Consider the following 25,742-nt stretch of genomic DNA (forward strand, 5'->3'; position numbering starts at 1 on the left):
GCTGACATGACCTACTAAGCAGTCAGGGTAGACGTAGCCGTGAAAGTGGACCTGCCTGGAAAGCAAAAAGGTGCCGTGGCCATCGAGTTCGCCATGGTCTTCATCATTTTTTTCGCCGTGTTTTATGGCCTGGTCAGCTACAGCGTGCCGCTGCTGATGGTGCAGTCGTTCCACCAGGCCACCGCCGAAGCAGTCAGGCGCAGCGTTGCCCTGGACCCCAGCATTCCCGGTTACGACGCCGCCCTGATCGCCCAGGCCAGGAGCACCCTGGGCGAACAACTGACCTGGATCCCCGACGCCTTCAACTTCAACCCCGCTACGGACGCCTCCGTGACCTATGTGGGCGACCTGCTCACCGTGCGCGTCGACTATTCCACCGACAAGCTCAGGCAGGTCATTCCGTTCCTGGTGCTACCGGGCGTGGGCAGCGTGCCGGCCCTGCCAGCCAGCCTCAGCGCCCAGTCGAGCCTACAATTTTGAGCTCGGGCGACAAACTTCTCGGGCGTTTTCTCGGCCGCGCGGCGCCCCAGCCGCCCGCCCCCGCAGCGCCCCTGGCCACTCCCGGGGTCGGCCTGCTGGTGCACCTGGACCACAACGCCCACGTGCTGCAAATGACCGGCCCGCTGCGCCACGCCCTGGCCCAGCCGCCCGGCGGCGAGCGACCGGCGCCGCTGCTGGATTACCTGCTGGCGCACAGTGCGCTGAGTGTCGAAGGCACCCCTGGCGACTGGCAGGGCCATACGCTGGACCTGGACTTCCATGGCGCCGGCGGGCAGACCCTGCACCTGCGCGGCTGGGTGCAACCCTCGACCCAAGGCTGGCTCCTGCACCTGCTGGACATTGGCGACCTGTTGCTGGAACGCCAGCAGGCGCAGCAGCGTCAACACTGCCAGCAGTTCGCGACGCAGATCAGCGAACAACTGCGCCTGTGCAGCTTGTCCCGCCTACCCGAAGTGCTGCATGAACAACTGCATGCCCTGGCCCAGCACTGGCATATCCCCTGCCTCGCCCTCGCGCTGCTCGACGACCAGCAACAGGGCTGGCATCTCCATGGCCTGTACCAGGCTGCCGATGCGCCGCAGCTGTGGCACAAGGGCCAGGCCCTGGGCACCGGGCTGGACAGCCTGAACGGCAACGCGCCGCAATCGCTGACCTTTACCCAGGGCCTCGGCGAACACCCGCGCCTGCAAAGCGTATTCGGCAACAGCGAGGGTTTTGTCGTGCCCTTTCGCGACGACCACGGCGTCGCGGCCTGGCTGCTTTGCGGTTTCTACCCGGTACGCCAGCTGGCACCGCAGTTGAGCGAACGCGATTGGCTGCAGCTGTGCGCCGCCCTGGCCGGGCCGTTGCTCGGGCGCCTGCGCGAGCAGCAGCACCATCACCAGCTGGAGCGCCTGGAAGCCCTGCAAGGCTTGCTCGGCACCGGGTGGTGGGAGCTGTTCCCGCAGGACAACGAGATCCAGCTGGCGCCGCAACTGGCCCTCAACCTGCTGCTGGAACCCCAGACCCGGCGCTTGTCGCTGCCGGCCTGGCTGGCGCTGATCCACCCGGCCGACCGCCAGGAGTTGAGCAGCCGCCTGCAGGAGCTCAGGCAAGGCAAGCCGCTGCTGCTCTGCGTGCGCTTGCAACGGGCCGATCCGCAGCTGCCGGCGATCTGGTACCGCTTGCAGGGACAAGCCCTGGGCCTGGGCCAGAACCCGCGCTTTGTCGGCTTCATGCTGGATATCAGCGACATCAAGAACCAGGAGCAACAGGCCGCCGCCGCCCACGCCCGGCTGGACAACCTGATCGCCCATTCGCCGGCGGTGATCTATGTGCAGCGTTATGTCGAGGGCGCGCTGCAACCGACGTTTTTCAGCGACAGCCTGCAACCGCTGCTCGGCTGGGGCCTGGCCGACTGCGGCGACGGCGCACTGGCGGAACGGGTGCATGCCGACGACCGCGACCGCTACTTCGAACGCACCCGGCAGTTGCTGCGCGAAGGCGCGGTGCGTAGCCGCTACCGCCTGCTCGACAGCCATGGCGAATACCATTGGGTGCTCGACGAAGCCAGGCTGCTGCGCGACGACCTGGGCATGCCGGTCGAAGCCGTCGGCCTGTGGCTCGACGTCACCGACGCCACCCTGGCCGCCGAGCAGATTCGACTGAGCGAGGAACGCTACCGGATTTTGGTGGAAGACTCCCCGGCGATGATCTGCCGCTACCTGCCCGACCTGACCCTGACCTTCGGCAACCGGCCCCTGGCGACCTACCTGGAATGCCCGCCCGAACAACTGGCCGGGGCCAACCTCGGTGACTGGCTGTCCGCCGAACAGCACGCCGCCTTTACCCAACGCATCCGCCGACTGACCCCGGAATTCCCGGTCAGCACCGCGGAAATCAACCTGCAACTGCCGGGACGCGAACATGCCTGGTGGGTCTGGTCCGATCGTGGGGTGTTCGACGAGCAAGGACGCCTGCGGGAGATCCAGGCCGTCGGCCGCGACAACACCGAAGTCCGGCGCTCGCAGTTGCAGCTCATGCAGAGCGCGAAGATGGCCACCCTGGGCGAAATGGCCACCGGGCTGGCCCATGAAATCAACCAGCCGCTGAACGTGATGCGCATGGCCATCGTCAATGTGCTCAAGCGCCTGGACAACGGCGACGTGCAGCTCGACTACCTGCTGGAAAAGCTCAAGCGCATCGACGCCCAGGTCCAGCGGGCCGGGCGGGTGGTGGACCATATGCGGGTGTTCGGCCGCAGCTCGGAAATCGAGCAACAGCCTTTCGATCCGGCCCAGGCGGTGGAAGGCTGCCTGTCGCTGCTGGCCGACGGCATGCGCGGCAAGGGCGTGGAATTGCGCGTCGCCGAGTTCGACTTCCAGGCGCAGGTGCGCGGCCATGCCGATCAGCTTGAGCAAGTCCTGATCAACCTGTTGGTCAATGCCCGCGACGCGCTACTGGGCCGGCGCGAGCCGGATCCGGGCTGGCAGCCGTGGATCGCCATACGCGCCGAGCACGACGCGCAGTGGCTACGGCTGTGGGTCGAAGACAACGCCGGCGGCATCGATCCGCGCCTCTTGGGGCGCATCTTCGAACCCTTCTTTACCACCAAGCCGGCCGGCGTGGGCACCGGCCTTGGGCTCTCGGTGAGCTACGGCATCGTCGAGAACATGGGCGGCCGCCTGAGCGTGAGCAACGCCAGCGAGGGCGCGTGCTTCTGCATCGAACTGCCGCTGGTCCAGGCCGATCAGATCACCAGATAAGCCCGGCCAGTCTGGCCGCAGGTGAGGTTGGCGCCGACCTCGACCTTGCCCAGGTCAATGCCCAGCACCGCCAGCACATTGTTCAACAATGGGTCCAGCAACGGCCCGAGCAAGGCGCCGATAGCCGTGGCCAGCAGGCTGACGACGCCGCTCAACGCCGACAGCAGGGTATTGATCACCAGGCCGAGCAGGCTGCCGATGGTCGGTGGATGTTGAGTCAGGGAAATGCCACTCAACGATGTTTGCAGGCTGCTGACCACATTGGACGCGGTCACGCTGTGCCAATCCTCGTCCGCCAGTTCCTGTTTCATTTTCGGTGGATTGACGAAGGTGAAATTCGGCTCGCGGGTACCGGCGATCGACGTGTCGATCAGCAATTCGCTGCCGCCGCCGGCAAACGGCGTGCGTGCTCCGCAAGGGCCCAGCAGCCCCTCGCAGGTCCTCGAGCCGATATCCACCAGCGGCAAGGGGCTTACGCTTACCTCGGAAGTCGACGACAGCCAGTTGCTGGCGTCCACCCGCCCGACCTTGAGCTTGACCGCCGAGGTGGTGGTGTCGACGGAAAGGCTGTTGTCACTGTCGCTGACACAGGTATAGCCGGTGACATGGCTGCTGCCGGCCGCCACTTCGAGGCTGACATCCAGGTTCGCGCCGTCCGGCAGGATCAGCAGGTCGGTCTTGATGCAGGAGCTGCCAAGCACGCAACTCAGATTTGTGCTCAGGACCGTATTGAGCGTGAGCACCACCGGCGACAGCAAGGTATTCACCGCCTGCAGCACGGTGTTGATCAGGGTGAGATCCACGCTCAGCAACGCCCGCACCTGGGCGGTACGCGCATAAATGCGGTTGGGCCCCAGCGGGTCGACCACGGCCAGTTCCGGGTTGCCTATCGCAAACTCGGGCGGCGAGACGATCTTGAGCCGGGTGGTGACGCCCGCCAGCCCCAATACACTCACCGGCAGCTCGACCGCCGCGGCGCTTTGGCTGCTGGCCAGTTGCAGGAACGCCTCGACCAGGCTCAGCAGCTGCACATTGGCATCCAGCCCGGATTCCGCGGTGCCGGTCTGCAACTTCAACAGGTCACCCAGTTGCACCGGAACCGTATTGATGGCGGCCGCCTTGATGCTGCCCAGGGTCGTCAGCACCTCGGCGGTGGCGCCATTTCTCTGGGCCACGCTGATGGTGGTCTGGAGCAGCTGGGTGACGTCGGTATCGACGTCGAGCAGTTCGCTGTAGTTTCCGGCGCTCACATTCAGGTCGATGGCCAACTGCTTGAGGTAGCTGAGCAGGCTGATGTCGGTATCGACCAGGCCTTGCCAACCGAGCGCGCTGACATTGATCTCGCTACCCGCGAGGCCGCTGAGTACGTCGCCCAACAGGTTCAGATCGACCAGGGTGCTGCGAATCGTCAATTGCGCCAGCGGCGGCTTGGGCTGGGCGGCTACCGCCGTGGCGCTCAACGAGGTCGTGGCGCCGAGGGGGTTGTCGGAAAACAGGTTGGTTATGCCGCGGGCAATGCTGGTGGGCACCGCTTCACTGACCACCACCCGGATCGCACTGGCCTGGCTGGCATCGGCGCTGAAGGTGCGCAGGTTGTTGGTGCCGGTCTGCAGCGAGCCGCAGGTGGCTGTCAGTGGCCCGTCGGCCCCCACCACAAAGCCGTTGCGCGCCGCGCTTTGCTGGGCGAATGCCGCCGCGCTGTTCCCTGCCAGGCAATTGCCGCCCCGCGTCACCGCTTCCAGCGCGGCGTTATCGGCCACCCGCTGCAACTCGCGCTGGTCCAGGTACAAGCGCCCGCTGTCGACCACCACCAGCGTGCACAACACCGCCGTGCCCAGCGCCAGCGCCCCTACCAGGCCAATAACGCCACGCTGTCGGGCCGGGCCGGAAAACTGCGTGCGGGAAAACATGGTGCACTCCTTTGCCGGCGCACGGCCGGGCGCGACCTCCACGGGGTGAAAGGAGTGTAGTCAAGGCTGGAATACAGCGCCGGCGACTTGCCAGCGCTGCATTGGGGAAGTGTGCCGTGTCGGAGCGAGGGCCTGGGCTGCCCTCGCCCCGTAGCGCGATGCAGCGATTTATTTGGGCGGGTAGTTCGCCAGGATGCGGCCGACGGTCTCCCTGATCGCCGCGCTGCGATTGGTGGGATTGGGCGTGCTGCTGAGTATTTGCTCGTCGCTGCCGCGCCACACCAGCTTGCCGTCCTTGCCATCGAGCAGGTCGATCTGGATGGTCGCGACCTTGTAGGTGATGTTGCGCGTTTCGTTGTACATCGGCGCGCCCCAATAGCCGTTCCACGGGCCGCCCCAGCCGCCGCCGTAGTTGGTGGTGACCTGTTGCTGGCGGTTCTCGACGATCAGGTAGGTCTGGACATCGAGATCGGCCTTTTTGCCCACCGCGGCCGGACGCAGGCCGCGCTGGTCGAGCTGATCGCCGACCGCCTGGCGAATGCGCTGTTCGGTCAGGTCGCTCTTGATCCGCGGATCGTCAGGGCGGTATTGCAGCGCGGGTTCCTTGAAGCTCCAGCTGCGATAGGCCGCGAAGTCGCGGCTGGCATCGAAGTCATGGTTGACCTGGTTGGCGGCGCAGGCACTGAGCAGCGCGGCGGTGACCAGTAAAACGAGAGGGCGGAACATGATGTTTCTCCAGAAGACCAAATGCAGCTGAAGGGATATCGCTGGCACCTGTATGGGAAGGCGGCGAGCGACGGTCAAGCAGCCGGCTCAACCCGGCATGACCTGCGCAACGCCGAAAGCGCCCGGCGTGCCGCCACTTTTCGTACAGCGCCTAATCAGGAGGATACGCCGCCATGGCCCTTTCCACAGCCTTGTGCAGGGCATCGGTGCGCTCGCTCAGGCTGCCCTGGCTCGAGGTTTCCGCGCTGGCGCTCCACACCGGCTGGCCACTGCCGGCGTCGAACAGGTTGACCCGTACCACCACGACTTCCTCCTCGTAGGTGCGCACCACCGGCACCGTGTTGTACATGCCGTAGCCGGTGCCGTAGCGGTTGTAGCCATAGCCGCCATAACCGTAGCTGCCATAACCGTAACCATAGTCGTCCCGGACCTGGCGCAAACGCTTTTCCAGGCGCAGGTCGGCGCTGACCCATAGGTCCGCCGGGCGATTGTCATGCCGTGGGCGCAGGCCGCGCTGGTCGAGGGCGTTGCTGACCGCCTCGGCGACCTGCGCCGAATCGCCCCAGGCCGAGCCACCGGGCAGGCGCCCGTTGAGCCAGGCCCAGCTGCGATAGCGGCCATAGTCGCGCTGGGGCGCCGGATAGGCGCTGCGGTCGAAAGTCCCGGCCGCCTGCGCGGGCGCCGGCGGCAGCGGGTTGGAACTGGCGACATAAGGGTTGGGGCTCTGACAGGCCGCCAGCCCCAGGGACAACAACAGCAAGGCTGCGTGGCGTTTCATTTCGGGCTCCGCTCAGACCGGACGGCAAATCCAGTGCAGGTAACGCCCAAGCCCGGCAAAGCTTGGGTGGCGACGATGGGCCAATTCCATGTCCACAAGGTCCTGCAACTCGGCGCGGGCCTGGAATTCCACCGGCATGTAGTCGTGGAAAACCCGCACCCCGCTCTGTGTTTCGACACGCCACAAACCATCGAGTTGCGCGGCCAGTTCCCGCGGGTCGAGCGGCTGCTGCGGGGTCAGGCTCTGCTTCTCGCCGGCCATGTCGTTCTTGCGCATCTTGCGGAAGTGGCCCTTGAGCAGGTTGCGATAGATCAGCGCATCGCGGTTGTAGAACGCCAGCGACAGCCAGCCGTCCGGGGCGGTCAGCTGATGCAGCACCGGCAGGATCGCATGGGGCTCGGCCAGCCATTCCAGCACCGCGTGGCACAGCACCAGGTCGTAGGGTTCGGTGAGCTGGCCCAGCAGGTCCTGCCAGGGCGCCTGGATAAAAGTCGCTTGCTGGCCGGCCTCGGCAAAGCGCTGGCGAGCGCCTTCGAGCATCGGCCCGGCCGGTTCGGCCAGGGTCACCTGGTGGCCACGCTGGGCCAGCCACAGCGACATATGCCCCAGCCCGGCACCGATATCCAGCACCCGCAACGGCCGGTCCGGCAAGGCTTCGGCCAGGTCGGCCTGGAGCACCGCGAGGCGGATCGCGCCCTTGGCGCCGCCGTAGATCTTTTCGGCGAAACGGGTCGCCAGCTGGTCGAAATGACGGTCGCTCATCAGCTGAACCGCCGTTCGCTGTCGGCCAGCTTGCTGCGCACCACCTGCTCCAGGTCCAGGCCCAGCTCGCTGCACAGCAGCAACAGGTACAGCACGATGTCACCGACCTCCTGGCCGGCGTGGGCCAGCTTGTCGGCCGGCAGCTGCCGCGACTGGTCTTCGCTCAGCCACTGGAAAATCTCCACCAGCTCGGCCATCTCCACGCTGGCGGCCATGGCCAGGTTCTTCGGGCTGTGGAATTGCCGCCAGTCATTGCGATCGCGAATGGCGTGCAGGCGTTGGGTCAGTTCGTCTAGGTTCATCGGGGTCTCCTGAAGGCGTATAGCTTCGGGGGGATGGCGAATGAAGGCAAGGCCCGCACCGCCCCCCTCAATCGATGACACTGAACTCGAGCCGCGCCGTCTGCCCGCCCTCGTCGAGCACGCTGAGCTGATAAGGCCCCAGCCGTTCGAAACTGGCGTTGATGCTGTCCTGGTTGGCACTCTCGCCCAGCGGCTCGCCGTTGACGAACCACCAGCGCCGGCCGCTGCCGCCCAGGGCCGACAGCTTGAGCCGCAGCGACTCCTGGCTGGCCGCCGGGCGGCGCAGCCGATCGCCCTCGCGCACGCCGACGATGGACAGCGGCGCCGCTGCCGCCAGCGCCGGTCCCGGGCACTCTGGGTCGTTGGCCGGCAGGCGCGCTTCACGCCGTTCGATGCGCGGCAGCCAGGGCTCCAATGGTGCCGGCCACAGGGCGATATCCCGCGCCTGGGCGCCCGGGCACTTGGCGTCGACCCGCAGGCCCTTGGCATTGACCCAGACTTTTTCCAGCAGGCCGACGCCCAAGGGTTGATCCGCCGCCTGCAAGGTCGGCGGCGTGGTGCCGTCCAGGGTCCAGGCGAAACGCTGGCGGCGGCAGTTCGGATCGCTGCGGCTCATGGGCTGGCCCAGCGGCCAGCAGATCGCCGCCACCCCGACATTCATCGGCACCGGCTGCACCGGCGCGCTGATGCCGCGCTGGCTGTCGCGGTTGATCAGCACATCGTGCACTTGCAGCATCAACGGCGCCGCCGAAGCCAGGCCGAACTGGCCCGGCACCGGGGTGCCGTCGGGGCGGCCGATCCAGATGCCGATCAAATAGCGCGGCCCGACGCCAATCGCCCAGGCATCGCGAAAGCCGTAACTGGTGCCGGTCTTCCAGGCCAGAACCGGGCGCTGCACCAACTCCGCCCGCGGGTCGCGGTCCGGCCGCGCCTGGCCACTGAGAATGCGCCGCACGATCCACGCCGAACCGGGGGACAGCAGCGGCCGCTCGCGCAATACATCGTCCGGTTGCAGGCGGATCGTGGCGCTCTTGCCGCCGCGGGCGAAGGCGCTGTAGCCGCTGACCAGATCCTCCAGGCGGCTACCGGCGCCGCCGAGAATCAGCGCCAGGTTCGGCTCCGCCAGCGCCGGCAAGGCCAGGGGCATGCCGCCGATGCGCATCTCGGCGGCAAAGCGTTTCGGCCCGTAGGCTTCCAGCAGTTGCACCGCCGGCAGGTTCAGCGACGTGGCCAGGGCGGTGCTGGCCGACACCGCGCCGCTAAAGCCCATGGAGAAATTGCCCGGCCGGTAGTCGCCGTACCGCCGTGGCACGTCCTGCAGCAGCGATTCGGAATGGATCAGCCCGGCATCCAGCGCCATGCCATAGAGGAAGGGCTTGAGCGTCGAACCCGGCGAGCGCATGGCGCTGATCATATCGACATGGCCAAAGCGCCGGGCGTCGTTGATATCCACCGAGCCCAGGTAGGCGCGCACGGCCATGGTCTGCGCCTCGACCACCAGGATCGCCGCCGAGGTGTGTTCCGGCAGGCGCGCGCGCCAGCCCAGCAGCAAGTCTTCGAGGCGGCGTTGCAGGTTGGCGTCGAGGGTGGTGCGGATCAGCGGCGGGCTGTCCGCACGGTTCAGCCGCCGTGCCAGCAGGGGCGCCAGGCTCGGCTCCAGCCGCGGCGCCAGCAACAGGGGTTCCTGCAAGGCTTCGTCCACCGCCGACTGCGGCCAGACCTGGAACTGCGCCAGGCGCTGCAGCACCTTGTCGCGGGCCGCCTGCGCGCGCGCCGCGTGGCGGTCCGGGCGCAGCCGGCTCGGCGCCTGGGGCAGCACCGCCAGCAGCGCAGCCTCGGCATGGGTCAGGTGCTGCGGCGACTTGCCCAGGTAAGCCCAGCTGGCCGCGGCCACCCCTTGCAAGGTGCCGCCGAACGGCGCGCGGTTGAGGTAGAGCGTGAGGATCTGCTGCTTGCTCAAGTGCCATTCCAGCTGCGCGGTACGCCACAGTTGGCGCAGCTTGCCGTGCCAGGTTCGCGAATGGGGATCGAGCAGGCGCGCCACCTGCATCGACAAGGTGCTGCCGCCGGACAATACGCGCCCGCCCGTAAGGTTCTGCCAGGCGGCACGCGCCAGGGCCATCGGGTTGACCCCGGGATGGCGGTAGAACCAGCGGTCTTCGTAGGTCAGCAGCGCGTCCAGGTAATAGGGCGAGACTTCGTCGGTGCGCACCGGATAACGCCAGACGCCGTTGGCATCGGCAAAGCGCCACAACGGCGTGCCGTCCTCGGCCAGCACCACCCGCGCCAGGTCATCCTTGGGCAGCGGCAGCGGCCAGAGGCGATCGGCCAGCCAGAGCCCGGCCCACAGCAATAACAGGCTGCCCAGGATCACCCGCAGGATTCGCCAGCCACGGCGGCCAGTCGGTTGCGCTGGCGGCGAGTCAAGGGAGGCTGCCCGGCCGAATATTCGCCCGCCGAGACTGCGCAGGGGCGATACAACTAATCGAAAAATCAAACCCGCGAACCTCTATGCTTGAACGGAACTCGCCAGGGCGATCGATGGCCAAAGGCTGAGGTCTGGCAAGTACGCCCACTTTTTCATCAGGATGCACGCATGCAGGTAGAAAGCTTTTTTGAATGGCTCGGCCAGGCGCTGGGTTCGGTCATACGGTTTATCGTCGATGGCCTCAGCGGTCTGTTCAACGCCCTGACCAACGCCGGCGGCAACTTTATCGACGGCTTGTCGCGGGCGCTGGGCATGGACACCTCGATCATCAGCATCATTACCCTGATCGTCGGGCTGATGCTGCTGTACTCGGCGGTCCGCGCCTTCATGCGCGCCTCGATCGTCATGGGCATCATCTGGCTGCTGCTGGGGTTGTGGCTGCTGAGCTGGGTCGTGCACTGACCGCCAGGCGAGCGCTGCACAGTCAATCGCCAGCCGGCGCGCTCCTGCAGGAGCGAACTGGCTGGCGACATTCCTTTCAACGGCCCTTGATCACCATCTCCGACAGGGTTTCACCCACTGCCTGCCAGTTCGGCCGATACATCGACTCCACTTGCGGCGGCGGCACGCGATAAGTGCCGGGCGTGACCGCGCGTGCCAGGTACAGCAGGTGCGTGACGCTGTCGTAGCCGTCCAGGTTCAACGCCGCCACGTAGCGGTCATCGCGGAACTCCTGGTGCTTGAGGCTGGCGTTCTGCATCGACTCGCGCCATTCCTTGACCTGGCTGCTGGCGTTTTCCAGGCTCGCGGCACTTTGCGCCAGGTTCTGGTTTTCCAGCTCCAGGCCAGCCGGCAGCAGGTCCACCACCAAGGCATCCGGCACCCGTTGCTTGGCGCTGACCGCCAGGTGCACCAGCACCAGGTCGCCGCTGTCCAGGGCCCGCAGGTCCAGCGGCCGGCCGTTCATCCCCAGGTATTCGCGGCGGATGCTCAGGTTCTCGCCACCCGCCAGCGGCGCATGCTGTGGATAACCGGAAATGGTCAGTTGCTGGTACACCGGCTCGCTGCCCTGATTGCTGATCGACAGCGGCGACGCCAGCAACGCGCCTTCCAGTTTCAGGCCGGGCTGGCTGTTGTTCAGCTCACGGCTTTCGGCGCCGCTGCTCAGTTGCGCGGTCCAGTTGGCTTCCGGCTTGCCCAGCAGGCCGCGGCCGGCGAGGAACAGCGAGTTGCGCTCCTGGGTCGACAGGTACGGGCTGGCCGCCAGTTGGTCGGACAGCTCGAACAGCCGCTCCTCGCGCTTGCCCTTGGCCAGGTCGTGCTCTTCCAGCAGCGCCAGGATCAGCGCCTGGTCCCGTAGCGGGCTGCCGTAGTCGGCCAGCCAGTCCTTGCTGTTGCGCGAGGCGGCAAGGCCGGCAATCAACGCCTGCTCGGCCCGTGGCTGGTCGCCCATTTTCTGCAGGGCGATGGCCAGTTGCACCAGCGGCAGGCCGGAGCGCGCATCGGTCCGTCGCTCGAACAGGCTGCGCAGCGCGCCCAGCGGCGCCTGTTGACTGCGCGCCAGCACCAGAGCAGCGTAGGCCTGCACGGCAAAGCGCGTGTGCTCGGCGTTTTCGCTGTAGTTGACCTCGATCAGGTTGCGCTCCTGCAGGTAGCGCAGCAGGCGTTCGCTGGCCTTCTTCAGCGCCTCGGCCGGCACCGCGAAGCCCTGGTCGCGGGCCCGCAGCAGGAAGTCGGTGACGTAGGCGGTCAGCCAGTATTCCTCTTCGCCGTCCGCGCCCCACAGGCCGAAGCTGCCGTTGTAGCGCTGCATGCCCAGCAGGCGCTCGATGCCCAGTTCGATCTTGCGCTTACGCTCGGCATCCGGCTCGCCTTCCAGGCCCAGGCGTTTCAGGCTGACGGCATCGGCGTACAGCGCCGGGTACAGGCCGCTGGTGGTCTGCTCCAGGCAGCCGTAGGGGTAAGCCTTGAGTGCACGGATCTGCTCGCCTAAGTTCAGCGGCGGCCGGCTCGACAGGCTCAGCAGCGCTTCACGCCCGGCCGGTTCGAAGGCGGCCAGCTCGCCTTCCGGCAAGCTCCACGGCTGGTCCTTGAGCACCGCGCGGTAATGCCTGAGCAGCGCCGGGTAGGCCGGGCGCACGCCCAGGGTCCATTCGCGGCTGAACGGCGGCAGGCTCTCGCCGGGCAGGTCCAGGCCATTGACCAGCACCTTGACCTTGCCCTGGCCGAAGCCGCCCAGCGCCCGCACCGGAATCCGCAGCGTGGTGCGCTGGCCCTGGGTCAATTGCACGCTCTGGCGGGTTTCGTTGACCAGCGCCAGCTGGCCTTCGGCGCTGAGCTGCACATCGAGTTTCTGCGCCTTGCCCGACAGGTTGGACAAATCCAGCGCCAGGGTGGTCTGGTCGCCGCCGGCGAGGAAGCGCGGCGCCGACAGCTCGGCGATCAGCGGCGCGGCGATCACCGTCTTGCCTTCGGCCATGCCATAGCGCTCGTCGGTCCAGGCCTGGGCCATCAGGCGCAGTTCGCCGTTGAAGTCGGGGATGTCGACACTGACCTCGCCTTCGCCCTGCTCGTTCAGGGTCACCGGAGCACTTTGCAGGGCGACGATGGTGACGCTGGTGTCCGGGCGCTTGCCGCCCTTGGCCAACGCCGCGTCGCCACCGAAGGCCAGGCTGGCCAGGCGGCCCTGACCGGCCTCGATCAGCTGGCCGTAGATATCCAGTTGGTCGGCGCCATAGGCCTTGCGCCCGAACAGGCTGGAATACGGGTCCGGGGTCGGGTATTCGGTGATGTTGAGGATGCCCACGTCCACCGCCGCCAGCAGCACATGGGCCTGTTTCGGCACGCTGCCGTCGGCATTTTTGGCCTGGATCTTCACCTTGAGCGGCTGTTTGGGGCGCATTTTTTCCGGCGCGGACAAGGTCAGGCCGAGCTTGCGCTGGGTGCGGTCCAGCGGCAGGTGCAACAGGCCCACCGCGCGTTTCGGGGTGATGTTGGCCTTGCGCTCGCCGGGGCGGATCACCAGCGCGCTGACATACAGATCGTGGCGCGCCCATTTCGGGTCGAGCTTGACCGCGTAACTCTTGCCCTCGGCCGGCACGTCGATTTCCTGCCACCACAACGGGCCGTCGCTGGACTCCACCAGCAGGTAACCCTTGCCGGCGGCCGGCGGGGTCACCGTGACATTGGCGGTGTCGCCGTCGCCATACAGCGGCTTGTCCAGCGCCAGCTTGACCTGATCGGGCCGCACCGCGCCGCCTTCGGCGTTGTCCTGGGAACGGTAGCCGGCCCAGAAACGCAGGCTGCTGACCAGCCCGGTCTGCGGGTCTTCGACCTCGACGCGATAAGGGCCCCATTCCACCGGGAAGCTGACCTTCGCGGTATCGCCGGCCTTGATGCTCAGGACCTGTTCGTCCTGGGTGAGGAATTTCTCGTTGAAGTGATAACTCCAGCCGTCGTTTTCCGAGTAGTTCCAGTAATAGTCGCGGCGCTCGCGCACCAGGCGCACCTTGAGGTTGTCCGCCGCCAGCTTCTGACCTTCATTGTTGGCCACCAGCAGTTCGAACTCGGCCGGGCCGTCGCCGTCGGTTTCCGCGCCGTCGAACAGCGCGCGCAGCCCCGGCAACCTGTCCGCCGGCCATACCGGCAGCACCACCCGCCGGGTGATCGGGCGACCGCCCGACTCCTGCAGGCTGCCCTGGACGATCAGTTGCAGCGGCGAACGGGCCTCGGCCCATTTGCTTTCCAGGGCGATCAGTTCTTCGCCGTTTTCATCCAGCGTCGACTCCTCTATCTCCAGGTCCTGGCTCAGCTCTTCTTCGGTGACCGAGCCGAACTGGTAGCCCGGCAAGGCCTTGACCGCCTCGCGCAGCGGCCGCACGTAGACCTGGCCGCTCAGGCGATTGCCGGCGGCCGGGGCGCCATACAGGTAACGACCGTTGACGCTGATCTCGACGGTCTCGTCCGGTTTGAGCGGCGTGTCGCTGCCCTTGAGTTCCAGCGCCAGGCGCTCGGGCAGGAAGTCTTCCACAAGGAATTCGTACAGTTGCGGCTTGCCATCGCCGAGGTCGAACACCAGTTGCCAGCGCCCGGTCGGCGCTTCGCCGGCCAGTTGCAACTGGTACTGGTAGAGCCCCGAGGCATCGGCGTCCCAGACGAACTTGCGGCTGACTTGCTCATCCGGCCGGCGCACTTCGACGCTCACCGGCTGCGGCTTGACCGCATTGCCGTCCTTGTCCCGCAGCAGAGCGTTGAGCAGCACGGTTTCGCCCGGGCGATACAGGTCGCGAGGGCCGAACACGAAGAACTGCAACGGATGGGGCTGGGGGCCGCCGATATTGAATTCGGCCAGGTCCAGGGCGGCGCCGTTCAAGCGCAGCAGGCTGGTCTGCTCGCCCTGATGGGCCAGCAGCACTTCGGCTTTCTTCGGCAGCGGCAACTCGGCATGGCCGCCCTTCTCGGTCTTGCCCTGGCCGAGCACACGGCCTTCGCCGTCCAACAGCTCCAGACTGACGCCGTCCAGCGCCTTGCCGCCTTCCAGGGCCTGGGTGAAGACATCCAGGCGGTTCTGGTAACGGTGCACCGACAGGCCGATGTCGCTGAGGGTGAACAGGGTCGCCGGTTGCGAATAGTTGTAAGTGCCCGAGGCACGCATCACCGCCAGGTACACGCCCGGCTGTTGCAGCGGCTTGAGCCCGGCGATCGGCAGCAGCAGGGTTTCGCGGGTATTGCGCGCCGGGTTGAGGTCGAAGCGGCCGCCATACACCAGGTCGGCCATTGGCAGCAGTTCCCGGGACTCGTAACTGTGCAGGCTGTTATTGCGTCCCCACTGGGCGAGGAACATCGGCAGCGATTCGGGCTTGATGCGGAAGAACTCGACATCGACCTTGTCGACGTTCAGCGCGATCACCGGCAGGCCCTCGGCGAGGCGGGTCGGCAACAGCGTGCCACGGCTGGCGAACCCGACCGTGGCCTGCAAGTCGCGGGTTTCCAGGCGGCTGACGTATTCGGCGGCCAGGCTCGCGTCGTTCACTGCGCGCAGCCCGGCGTCGACGGTCAGCACCAGTTTGCGCTGCGGCTCGAGATGGCGCAGGCGCAGCTCCATGAAGTTGTCCGACAGCTCCCACGCACCGTCGACCTTGCCGTTCTTGCTGTCCACCAGGTGCAGCTTGTCGGCGAACTTCTGCTGCGGGTCCAGGGGCACCGAGAAACTCACCGACAGGGTGCTGGCCCCATCGAGCTGCACCTCGGACACGTCCACCACGTTCAACTCGCGACCGGCGTAGCGCTGCTTGAGGACAGCGACATCCTGCACGGGCCGGGCCTTGGCCGCGGGTACCGCCGCTGCCGGAGCCGGGGTGGTCGCCGCCTTGTCGGAGGTCGACGAATCGCAAGCGCTCAGCAAGGCCAGCGCACAGGCCAGGAACAATCCTTTGTTAAACATGGGGCACTCATTGGCAGGAGTATCGAAGGGTTGAACTATATATCACCGCCGCCTGGCTGGCTGTGGCGCAGCGCACATTGATCGACGCAAAACCCATCATCCGCGCGCCCTCCGTAGGAGCGAAGCTTGCTCGCGATGGACGCCGGCCCTGTCACCACCCCCCTTGCGGCTGTTGCGCGAATTTGAGAGCGCCGCTTTGCGGCTGATCGCGAGCAAGCTTCGCTCCTACAAGTTCGTGTCACATGAGCGGGTAGGCAAGCGGCTACAATGCCGGCTCTCGCAAGGAGCCTGCATGTCCAGCCTGATTTCTGCCTGGCGCCACCGTCCGACCCATGGTCGGGTGTGGGCGCTGGCCGCGCCGATGATTCTTTCCAATATTTCCGTGCCGCTGGTGGCGCTGGTCGACAGCACCGTCATCGGCCATCTGCCCCACGCCCACCAGCTGGGCGCGGTGGCGGTCGGCGCCAGCCTCTATACCGTCCTGGCCTGGGCCATGGGTTTTCTGCGCATGGGCGCCACCGGCTTTGCCGCCCAGGCGGCGGGGCGTGCCGACGGCGCGGCGCTGCGGCAGATCCTGGTGCAAGGGTTGCTGTTGGCCATGGGCCTGTCTCTGTTGCTGGGCGCCATAGGCGTGCCGTTGAGCGGCGCGGCATTGCAATTGATGCAGCCGTCGGCCGAGCTGGACGAGATGACCCGCACGTTCTTCCACACCCGTTTATTCGGGTTGCCGGCGGCGCTGGCCAGCATGGCCCTGGTCGGCTGGTTCCTCGGCACCCAGAACGCCCGCGCGCCGCTGGCGATCCTGTTGAGCACCAACCTGGTCAACATCGCCCTCAACCTGTGGTTCGTGCTGGGCCTGGACTGGGGCGTGGCCGGCTCGGCCAGGGCCTCGGTAATCGCCGAATGGACCGGCGCGCTGATCGGCCTGGCCATGACCCGCCCGGCCCTGCGCGCCTATCCGGGGCGGATTGCCTGGGCGGCGTTGCAGCGCTGGGCCAGCTGGCGGCCGCTGCTGGCGGTCAACCGCGACATCTTCATTCGCAGCCTGGCGCTGCAATCGGTGTTTTTCCTGATCACCGTGCAAGGCGCGCGCCTGGGGGATGCCACGGTGGCCGCCAATGCGCTGCTGCTCAACGGCCTGCTGCTCACCGCCCATGCCCTGGACGGCCTGGCCCATGCGGTGGAAGCGCTGTGCGGCCACGCCATCGGCGCCCGCGATCGCCTGGCCCTGCGCCGCTCGCTGGTGGTGGCCGGCGGCTGGTCGTTACTGGCCAGCAGCGGTTTTGCCGTGCTGTTCCTGGGTGCCGGGCATCTGTTCATCGAAATGCAGACCGATATCGCCGAGGTGCGCCAGACCGCGCTCATCTACCTGCCCTACCTCGCCGCCCTGCCGCTGATCGCGGTCTGGAGCTATCTGCTGGACGGCCTGTTCATCGGCGCCACCCGCGCCCGGGAAATGCGCAACGGCATGCTGCTCAGCGTGCTCATCACCCTGCCCTGCGCCTGGGCCTTGCAGGGCCTGGGCAACCACGGCCTGTGGCTGGCCTTCCTGCTGTTCATGCTGGTGCGCAGCCTGACCCTGCTGACCTTCGCCCTGGGGTTGCGCCGGCACGACGGCTGGTTCAGCCCGGCCCGCTGAGTTTTCTGCCGCGCATAAAAAACCACCGCAAGCGGTGGTTTTTTTTTTCAACGTTGGACCTATCAGGAAGACAGGTACGACGAGCGGGTCAGGCCCAGGCGCAAGGCGTCGAGGAACTGGGTGCGCTCGCTGGCGCTGATCTTCGCGCTGGCCACCTTGTCGCGGTAGTGCGTCATCAGCTCTTCCGGCGACAGGTGCACGTAGCGCAGCATGTCTTCGATGGTGTCGTGGGTCTCGATCCCGGCGTGGTACACGGTGCCGTTCGGGTTCTGGTAGATGTTCACCGAGTCGGTGTCGCCGAACAGGTTGTGCATGTCGCCGAGGATTTCCTGGTAGGCACCGACCAGGAACACGCCCAGCAGATAGTCCTCACCGTCCTTGAGGCCATGCACCGGCAGGCTGGTCTCGATACTCTGCTCGTCGACGTACTGGTTGATCTTGCCGTCGGAGTCGCAGGTCAGGTCTTGCAGCACCGCGCGGCGCAGCGGCTCCTCGTCCAGGCGATGCAGCGGGATGATCGGCAGGACCTGGTCGATGGCCCAGGTATCCGGCAGGCTCTGGAACACCGAGAAGTTGCAGATGTACTTGTCGGCCAGCTTGTCGTTGAGTTCGTCCAGCACCTGGCGGTGCGAGCGCTGGCGCGCCTTCAACGAGTTGTGCAGGCGTCGGCACACGGCGAAGTAGCACTGCTCGGCCAGGGCTTTTTCGGCCAGGGTCAGCTTGCCGTCGGCGTACTGGGCGGCCACGTCGCTCATGTAGTGGGTGGCGCGCCAGTAGGTTTCGGTGACCATCTCGATATCGGTCGGGCCCAAGAGATCCACCAGCCACTGCACGGTTTCCGGCAGGCTTTCCTTGTTCTCGATCAGCGGCACGTCGTCGTTGTGTTTCTCGACATCGGTCACCTGCACCACCAGCATGGCGTGGTGCGCGGTCAGCGAGCGGCCGCTCTCGGAGAAGATGTGCGGATGCGGCAGGCTCTGCGCGTCGCAGAACTCCTTGAGCATGCCGACCACGACACCGGCGTAGTCGTCCATGTCGTAGTTGATCGAGCTGGCGTTGCGCGAGTGGGTGCCGTCGTAGTCCACGCCCAGGCCGCCGCCGACGTCGATGTGGTCCACCGGCAGGCCAAGGTTGCGCAGCTCGCCGTAATAGCGGATCGCTTCCTTGAAGCCGTGCTGGTAGTCCGCCAGGTTGGCGATCTGCGAGCCCATGTGGAAGTGCAGCAGGCGGATGCCCTGGTCCAGGCCGGCGCCACGGAAACGCTCGACCACCGACAGCAGCTGCGCCGCCGACAGGCCGAACTTGGATTTCTCGCCGCCGGTGTCGGCCCACTTGCTCGACGCCAGGGACGACAGGCGCACGCGCAGGCCGACCTGTGGCTTGACCTTGAGCGAGGCGGCTTCTTCGATCACCAGGGCGACCTCGGATTCCTTCTCGATCACGATGAATACGTTATGGCCCAGCTTCTGGCCCATCAGCGCCAGGCGGATGAACTCGCGGTCCTTGTAACCGTTGCAGACGATGGTGCCGCCTTTCGGCGCCAGCGCCAGCACGGCCAACAGCTCGGGCTTGGAGCCGGCTTCCAGGCCGATGGAGACGTTCTGGGTGGCGATGATGTTCTCGATCACCGCTTCCTGCTGGTTGACCTTGATCGGGTACAGCGCGGTGTACTTGCTCTGGTATTCCAGGCGCTCAATGTTGGCGTCGAAGGCACCGGTCAGCTGGCGTACGCGGTCTTGCAGGATATCCGGGAAACGCACCAGCAACGGCAGGGACAAGCCGCTCTTGCGCAGCTCCTCGACTTGTTCGAACAGGTCGATGGGCGAGCTGTTCGGGCCGTTCGGACGAACTTCGACGCGACCGGCGTCATTGATCGCGAAATACCCGGCCCCCCAATGGCGAATCCCATAAACACTGCGGCTGTCCGCAACTGTCCATTGGCTGCCATCGTCTTTGCGTGTGCGTCGTACGGACATCGAAGTCCCCTATAAAGAAGTCATAGAGCGCCACCCCGGTCCGGGGCTGGCGCAGTCTAAAGAATGAAAATGACGATTAGCCTGCAACGAGGACGTAGACCTCGGTTACAGCGCTGAGTTTAGAAACCGGTCATGAACAGGCTCTGTGAAAACCATGAAGACGACGGCAAACCTGGATCGGATCAAGGCTGCATCAAGTCAGGGGTGGTTTTCACAGAGGCTGCTAGCCGCCGGACTTCTTCGCCTTGAAACCGTGCTTGATCAGCTCTGCCAAGAGTAGCTCGACATGATCGCCCTGGATCTCGATGACGCCATCTTTGAGCGCGCCACCAGTGCCACAACGTTTCTTCAACGTGGTCGCCAGCTCCTTGAGCGCGTCTTCGGCCAACGGCACGCCGGTGATGGTGGTCACCGTCTTGCCGCCACGGCCCTTGCTTTCGCGACGCACGCGAGCGATGCCGTCGCCGGCAGGGATAACGGTTTGTTTGCAGATGCAGGCTGCCACCGGCTGGCTACAGTCCGGGCAATGTCGACCTGCGTCGGTGGAAAATACCAGGCCACCAAGGGCGGCGAAGGATGCGGCTTTTTTGGCCACCGGCAATCCTCTTGGGAGGACAAAGACTGGTCGAAGCACATGGCCTGTGCCATCGACCGCGAAGCCCCACTCAGGCAGGGGCAGCGCTACTGGGCCGGACTACCTTGTAGAAGCGCAGCTTGCTCGCGAAGAACGCAAGGATGACGGGTGCTCTCTGAAAGCATGCGTTATCGTTAACGTCCATCGCGAGCAAGCTGCGCTCCGACAGAAGCATGCCGACCCAGCTTGAAAAAGGTCGCGCAGTGTAACGGCAAAAAGCCGACTTGCTAAGAGCCTAACCGCGCCAATTTATACAACTTTAGCGACGCCGCGCCAGATAGCGCTGCAAGGCCGCCAAAGAGTCCGGGCAATAAGGCTTTTCGGTGATTTCCCGCATCACTTCGTCGATCGGGATGAAGCGCGCTTCCAGCACTTCTTCCGGCTGCAGGCGCAGAGGCCCGTCCCAGACCGCCGAAAAGGCCGAGCACCAGAGACGATTGTCGGTGTCTTCGAAAAAGAAATGGTCATGGGCGGTCAATTCCACCCCGCTCACGCCCAACTCTTCCTCCAGCTCGCGAGCCGCCGACTCCGCGTAGCTCTCGACAGCCTGCACCATGCCGCCCGCGGCCACGTCCCAGTAGCCGGGATAGATGGCCTTGCTCAAGGTACGCCGGTGCACGCACAGCTCGCCGGCGGAATTGAACAGCAGGATATAGGTGCCGCGCCCGATCAGGCCGCGCTCGCGCAACTCCGAGCGGGCCAGCGCGCCCAGCAACTGGTCTTCGCCATCGACCCAGGCGACTTGTTCGGCATCGGAGGCGGCGCGATGCGCCGCCTCATTGGAGGTAACCACCATGGATCAGCCCTGATTGAGCAGTTGACGCAAGTCGATGACCGCGGCGTTGGCCCGGGAAATATAGTTGGCCATGACCAGCGAGTGGTTGGCCAACACGCCGAAGCCGCTGCCGTTGAGAATCATCGGGCTCCAGATCGGCTCCTGGGACGCTTCCAGCTCACGGATGATCTGGCGCACGCTGACCGTGGCGTTTTTCTTCGCCAGCACGTCGGCGAAATCGACCTCGATGGCGCGCAGCAGGTGGGACAAGGCCCAGGCCTGGCCACGCGCTTCGTAGAACACGTTGTCGATCTGCATCCAGGGGGTTTCCACCACTTCTTCGTCAACCTGCGGCGACTGGCCCGGCGCCGTGGTTTCGGTTTTCAGCGCGGTGTTGAGCTTGACCCGGCCAACACTGGCCGACAGGCGCTGGGACAACGAACCCAGGCGGGTACCGACGTCACCCAGCCAGTTGTTCAGGTTGTCGGCGCGGGCATAGAACAACGCACTCTTCTGGTTCGGATCGGACAGGCGCGCCTGGTAGCGGCTCAGGGAATTGATGCCTTCCTGGTATTCGGATTCGCTGGACGGCAGCACCCAGCTCTTGTTGTCGAAGTTGAAGCGCGGCTCGGCCTTGGCCAGGTCGGCGTCCTCGGCGGACTGCGACTGGGAACGGGCAAAGTCCTTGCGCAGGGCGCGGGTCAGGTCGCGGACCTGCACCAGCACGCCGTATTCCCAGCTCGGCATGTTGTCCATCCACAGGCCCGGCGGGAAACGGTCGTTGGAAATATAGCCACCCGGCTTGTTCAGCAAGGTGCCGGCCACGGACTTGAGGGTTTCCACCGTGGTGTAGCCGACGACCATCTGCTTGCCTTCCTTCTCGGCGGCCACCTGCGCGCTTTGCTGAACCGGGAACAGCGACGGCTCCTGGCTCCAGTACCAGCCCAGGGCACTGGCTACCAGCAGATACAGCCCCAGCAAGGTGCCCAGGGCGCGGCTGAACAACAGGCCACCAAAGTAGCTGCGTGTCGCCGACTTGGGTTCGGCAGCACGATCCGGCGCGCTGCCCGCGCGGTTCTTCCAGTCCAGCATGGCTATATCCTTTCAATCACTTGGGTTCATCGGTTCGACCACAACCCTACGCCATCGTGCCTCGAACCGGGCGGATTAAAAATCATCCGCCGCGCAAGACGCCACATGCCGGGTTTACATCGAGCGGCCACTATAAATGAAGCACAGTCCAGAACCTATGCGACCAGTCGGTCGGGAAATGAATAACGTCGCTTTGCAGATTGTTGACGTACGACACTCGTACATTCCATAAGAGGTGCTAGCATAGAGCCACCACTCGACCTCAGCATGCGCCCTAACTAGTAGTCAGGATATGACCGAGCCAGAAGACCCCAGCCGTGAGCGCCTCAAGCACCACTTTGCCCAGCGGGTAATTCACCAGGCTCGTCAGATCCTCGAGATATGGCAGCGCCTGCAGCGCAGCGAATGGTCGAGCGCCGACATGTCCGAACTCAGCGAGGCCAACCTGCGCCTGCTGCGCTTCGCCGAACGCTTCGAACAACCCGAACATACCCAGCTGGCCCGCAGCATCAGCGATTCGCTGGAAGCGGTGGACGCCAACCGCGGTCGCCTGAGCAGCGGCCTGATCACCGACCTCAACCGGCTGATGCAGCGTCTGTCGCGCACCGGCCTGCGCCATGGCGACCAGCTGGAACAGACCTTCCTGCCGCCCTTGCGCAAGCCGATCTACGTGATGCTGCAAGACCACGACCGCGCCGAACGCCTGGCCAAGCAGCTGGAATTCTTCGGCCTCAGCGCCCAGTCCCTGGACAGCATCGCCGCGTTTCGCTCCTCGATGATCGAGCGCCTGCCGGCGGCCATCGTCATCGACGTCGACTTCTGCGGCAGCGGCATGGGCCTGCAGCTGGCCGCCGAAGCCCAGGAAGGCCTGGAGCAGAAGCTGCCCCTGCTGTTTTTCAGCCTCCACGAAACCGACACCCCGACCCGCCTGGCCGCCGTGCGCGCCGGTGGCCAGGAATTCCTCACCGGTACGCTGGAGGCCTCGAGCCTGCTGGAGAAAATCGAGATCCTCACCTGCGTCGCCCAATACGAACCTTATAAAGTGCTGATCATCGACGACTCCCGCGCCCAGGCCCTGCACACCGAACGCCTGCTCAACAGCGCCGGAATCATTACCCGGACGTTGATCGAGCCGATCCGGGCGATGGCCGAACTCGCCGACTTCCAGCCCGACCTGATCATCCTCGACATGTATATGCCGGCCTGCACCGGTACCGAACTGGCCAAGGTGATCCGCCATAACGATCGTTATGTCAGCGTGCCGATCATCTACCTGTCGGCCGAGGACGACCTGGACAAGCAGCTGGACGCCATGAGCGAAGGCGGCGACGACTTCCTGACCAAGCCGATCAAGCCGCGCCACCTGATCACCACCGTGCGCAACCGCGCCGCCCGCGCACGCAACCTCAAGGCGCGCATGGTCCGCGACAGCCTCACCGGGCTGTATAACCACACCCACATCCTGCAATTGCTCGAAGACTGCAGCTTCCGCGCGCGCCGCGAAAACAAGCCGCTGAGCTTCGCCATGCTCGACATCGACCACTTCAAGCGGGTCAACGACAGCCACGGCCACCCCATGGGCGACCGGGTAATCAAGAGCCTGGCGCTGTTTCTCAAGCAACGCCTGCGCAAGACCGATTTCATCGGGCGTTACGGCGGCGAGGAATTCGCCATCGTCATGCCCGACACCGACCTTGAAGCCGCCTGCAAGGTACTGGACGAAATCCGCCAGCGTTTTGCCGAAATCCACTACCCGGCCCAGCCGCAGGACCTGTGGTGCACCTTCAGCGCCGGGGTGGTCGAACTGCGGGAAGACTCCGACAGCCTGATGATGGCCAGCCAGGCCGACGAAGCGCTCTACCGCGCCAAGGACAGCGGGCGAAACCGGGTCCAGGCGGCGCGCCATCAAAGCGCCACTTTTTCATCGGAATCCACCAATTCGGTCATAACCTTGTAATGCAAACGCAATAAATTCAGGCGCTTACCATTCAAGTCGTTGGTAGGACGCGATGCGCCTGAAGCTGCTGACCAATCTCAATACCCTGCTATTAGTTGCCGTTTGCCTGGCCCTGGGCGCGACGCTCTGGTGGTCGCAACGCGCCCTCGAGCGCCCTTATCTATTGATGGAGCGCTATTTGGGGCTGTCCCAGCAGTTCCAGAACCAGGTGGCGCGCAACATCGAAGACTACCTGGCCAGCGGCGATGCCCTGCGCCTGAGCAGCGCCAGCCAGGCCATCGAAACCCAGCAGGCGCAGCTCGACGAATTGCCCGCGGAACTGGCGCAAAGCCTGCGCCCGAGCCTGTCGGGCCTGGCCGACTTCAGCAAGACCGATTTGCTGGCCGCCGGCAAACTGGCCGGCGACCCACAAGCGCTGCTGCTGCAGGCCGAGCGCGAGCTGGGCGCCAGCCTCGAACAACTGAGCCAATACGCGACCGGGGCGGCCAGCAATCCCAGCGCCGCGACCTACCTGCCGTTGCTGCTGACCGCCTCCCAGCACCTGGGCAAGCTGTCCTTGGCCCGCGAAAAACTGGTGAGCAGCGGTCGCAGCGAACTGGCCGCCGATGTCGAGCGCGAAGTGAGCAACATGCGCGCCCAGGCCGAGCAGCTGGAAGCCCTGCCGTTGCTCGGAGTCGCCGCCAGCAACGCCTCGAACACCGATGACTTTGCCGCCATGATGGGCCTGGAGAACACCGAGAAGGCCGCCGCCGAAGACGCCGGCATCGGCCTCAAGCGCGAGCTCAACAGCCTGCTCGGCCGCTACCCCGCCGAGCTGAACCGCACTCGCGAACAGATCCAGAAACGCGCCGACCTCAGCGCCGCCACCCACCTGAAAATCGCCGCCGTGCAGCAGGCCATCGCCGAGCTGGAGCCGACCGTGCGCGCCCAGCACGGGCAGATCCAGGGCGAAGTGCGGTTGATGCAAGGCCTGATGATCGCCCTGATCCTGCTGATCGCCCTGCTCATCGACACCTTGCAGCGCCGTTTGGCGCGGGTCCTGAGCAACCTGGCGCCGGCCCTGTCGACCTGGGCCGAGGGCGACTTCAGCCGCGACATCCAGCTGGGGCGGACCAACCGCGAGCTGCACGATATCGAAGAATCACTGAACCGCCTGCGCGCCTATCTGGTGGACCTGGTGGGCACCATCCGGCAGAACGCCGAGCAGGTCGCCGGCAGCAGCCGCGCCCTGGCGGAACTGAGCAGCGGCCTGCACGGCGGGGCCGAGCGCCAGGCCGGCGACACCGCGCAGATCCGCGACGCCCTGGGCGAGCTGGAAGCGACCATCCAGCAAGTCGCCGGCGATGCCAGCCAGGCCGCCGATGCCAGCCGCAGCGCCGGGGTGGCGGTGGAGCAGGGGCAGAAAGTCATCGGCCTGAGCCTGACCGGGCTGCATGCGCTGGTCGGCGAGGTGCAGGGCAACGCGCAGATGATCGAACAACTGGCCGAAGAGTCGGCGACCATCGGTGGCGTGCTCACGGTCATCCGCTCCATTGCCGACCAGACCAACCTGCTGGCCCTGAACGCCGCCATCGAAGCCGCGAGGGCCGGGGAAATGGGCCGCGGTTTTGCCGTGGTCGCCGAGGAAGTGCGCTCCCTGGCCCAGCGCACCGCCGGGGCCACCGCCGAGATCCAGACCCTGATCGCCGGCCTGCAAGCCGCCGCCCGACAATCGGTGGAGGGCATGCGCGCCCAGGTCGAACACGCCGAGGCCACGGCCAGCCAGGCCCAGGCCGCGGACGGCGCGCTGGATGAAATCGTCGGGGCGATCCAGACCATTTCCGACACCGCGATACGCATTGCCGATGTCACCGCCCAGCAAAGCGGCGCCGTCAGCGAAATCCGCGACCACAGCGAGCGCATTCATCAACTGGGCGGGGACAACCTGCAACGCATCGGCGAAGGCCGTGAACAAGGCGAGAACCTGCTGGCCCTGGGCGGCCAGCTGCACACGGCGGTGCAGGCGTTCCGCGTCTGACTTGAGCCCTATCGCGGGCAAGCCTCGCTCCTACAGATGACGCGAACCTGTAGGAGCG

The 25,742-nt window shown here is 65.8% G+C and carries 17 protein-coding genes; 6 read left to right on the forward strand and 11 right to left on the reverse strand.

The genetic code is table 11. From position 1 onward, the window contains the following. Window positions 1-39 precede the first annotated feature (39 nt). Window positions 40-480: a TadE/TadG family type IV pilus assembly protein gene (locus tag BLV20_RS11375; RefSeq protein ID WP_092301186.1), complete on the forward strand. Its 441-nt coding sequence runs from the start codon at window positions 40-42 to the stop codon at window positions 478-480. After that, on the forward strand, window positions 477-3,245 hold the full coding sequence (locus tag BLV20_RS11380) for a PAS domain-containing sensor histidine kinase (protein ID WP_092301189.1): 2,769 nt from the start codon (window positions 477-479) through the stop codon (window positions 3,243-3,245). The genes BLV20_RS11375 and BLV20_RS11380 overlap by 4 nt, the downstream gene beginning before the upstream one ends. On the opposite strand, the gene BLV20_RS11385 is transcribed toward BLV20_RS11380, so the two are convergent. The 6 genes from BLV20_RS11385 to pbpC form a co-directional block, all read right to left on the reverse strand. Further along, a complete protein-coding gene (locus BLV20_RS11385; RefSeq protein ID WP_092301192.1) occupies window positions 3,230-5,155 on the reverse strand; it encodes a TadG family pilus assembly protein in 1,926 nt (641 codons plus the stop codon). The two genes, BLV20_RS11380 and BLV20_RS11385, sit on opposite strands and share 16 nt — an antisense overlap. A gap of 168 nt (window positions 5,156-5,323) precedes the next feature. After that, entirely contained in the window at window positions 5,324-5,881 is a 558-nt protein-coding gene (locus BLV20_RS11390) for a DUF4136 domain-containing protein (protein ID WP_092301195.1), read from the reverse strand. Window positions 5,882-6,032: 151 nt separating this feature from the next. Next, window positions 6,033-6,659: a DUF4136 domain-containing protein gene (locus tag BLV20_RS11395; RefSeq protein ID WP_092301198.1), complete on the reverse strand. Its 627-nt coding sequence runs from the start codon at window positions 6,657-6,659 to the stop codon at window positions 6,033-6,035. Between the two features lie 12 nt (window positions 6,660-6,671). Continuing rightward, complete coding sequence (locus BLV20_RS11400; RefSeq protein ID WP_092301201.1) at window positions 6,672-7,421, reverse strand: methyltransferase domain-containing protein; 750 nt, start codon at window positions 7,419-7,421, stop codon at window positions 6,672-6,674. Next, window positions 7,421-7,723, reverse strand: coding sequence for a MazG-like family protein (locus BLV20_RS11405; protein ID WP_009041990.1), 303 nt, complete (start codon window positions 7,721-7,723; stop codon window positions 7,421-7,423). The genes BLV20_RS11400 and BLV20_RS11405 overlap by 1 nt, the downstream gene beginning before the upstream one ends. A gap of 67 nt (window positions 7,724-7,790) precedes the next feature. Next, window positions 7,791-10,097, reverse strand: a complete 2,307-nt coding sequence (gene pbpC, locus BLV20_RS11410) for a peptidoglycan glycosyltransferase PbpC (RefSeq protein ID WP_371914309.1) — start codon at window positions 10,095-10,097, stop codon at window positions 7,791-7,793. Between the two features lie 222 nt (window positions 10,098-10,319). On the opposite strand from pbpC, the gene BLV20_RS11415 reads away from it, so the two are divergent. Next, a complete protein-coding gene (locus tag BLV20_RS11415; RefSeq protein WP_007921634.1) occupies window positions 10,320-10,613 on the forward strand; it encodes a hypothetical protein in 294 nt (97 codons plus the stop codon). 76 nt (window positions 10,614-10,689) lie between these two features. Here the strand turns inward: BLV20_RS11415 and BLV20_RS11420 are convergent, their stop codons facing one another. Then, the gene (locus BLV20_RS11420; RefSeq protein WP_092301203.1) at window positions 10,690-15,594 is read right to left on the reverse strand and encodes an alpha-2-macroglobulin family protein; all 4,905 of its coding nucleotides are present in this window, start codon (window positions 15,592-15,594) and stop codon (window positions 10,690-10,692) included. A gap of 292 nt (window positions 15,595-15,886) precedes the next feature. On the opposite strand from BLV20_RS11420, the gene BLV20_RS11425 reads away from it, so the two are divergent. Then, window positions 15,887-17,233 carry an MATE family efflux transporter gene (locus BLV20_RS11425; RefSeq protein ID WP_092301206.1) on the forward strand — a complete coding sequence of 449 codons (1,347 nt, stop codon included), beginning with the start codon at window positions 15,887-15,889 and terminating at the stop codon, window positions 17,231-17,233. Between the two features lie 62 nt (window positions 17,234-17,295). Here BLV20_RS11425 and speA read toward each other — a convergent pair whose 3' ends face one another. From speA to BLV20_RS11445, 4 genes are all read right to left on the reverse strand, one after another. Then, a complete protein-coding gene (speA, locus tag BLV20_RS11430; RefSeq protein ID WP_092301209.1) occupies window positions 17,296-19,209 on the reverse strand; it encodes an arginine decarboxylase in 1,914 nt (637 codons plus the stop codon). Between the two features lie 223 nt (window positions 19,210-19,432). Beyond that, on the reverse strand, window positions 19,433-19,804 hold the full coding sequence (locus tag BLV20_RS11435) for a translation initiation factor Sui1 (RefSeq protein ID WP_007921638.1): 372 nt from the start codon (window positions 19,802-19,804) through the stop codon (window positions 19,433-19,435). A 298-nt stretch (window positions 19,805-20,102) separates the two neighbouring features. Continuing rightward, window positions 20,103-20,639 carry an NUDIX hydrolase gene (locus tag BLV20_RS11440; RefSeq protein WP_092301212.1) on the reverse strand — a complete coding sequence of 179 codons (537 nt, stop codon included), beginning with the start codon at window positions 20,637-20,639 and terminating at the stop codon, window positions 20,103-20,105. Between the two features lie 3 nt (window positions 20,640-20,642). Further along, window positions 20,643-21,710: a DUF2333 family protein gene (locus tag BLV20_RS11445; RefSeq protein ID WP_092301216.1), complete on the reverse strand. Its 1,068-nt coding sequence runs from the start codon at window positions 21,708-21,710 to the stop codon at window positions 20,643-20,645. A 292-nt stretch (window positions 21,711-22,002) separates the two neighbouring features. On the opposite strand from BLV20_RS11445, the gene BLV20_RS11450 reads away from it, so the two are divergent. Beyond that, window positions 22,003-23,667, forward strand: coding sequence for a response regulator (locus BLV20_RS11450; RefSeq protein ID WP_092301219.1), 1,665 nt, complete (start codon window positions 22,003-22,005; stop codon window positions 23,665-23,667). 973 nt (window positions 23,668-24,640) lie between these two features. Further along, the gene (locus BLV20_RS32005) at window positions 24,641-25,684 is read left to right on the forward strand and encodes a methyl-accepting chemotaxis protein (RefSeq protein ID WP_371914312.1); all 1,044 of its coding nucleotides are present in this window, start codon (window positions 24,641-24,643) and stop codon (window positions 25,682-25,684) included. Window positions 25,685-25,742: the final 58 nt, after the last annotated feature.

It is taken from the genome of Pseudomonas sp. NFIX28 (assembly GCF_900107395.1).
Classification (GTDB): domain Bacteria; phylum Pseudomonadota; class Gammaproteobacteria; order Pseudomonadales; family Pseudomonadaceae; genus Aquipseudomonas.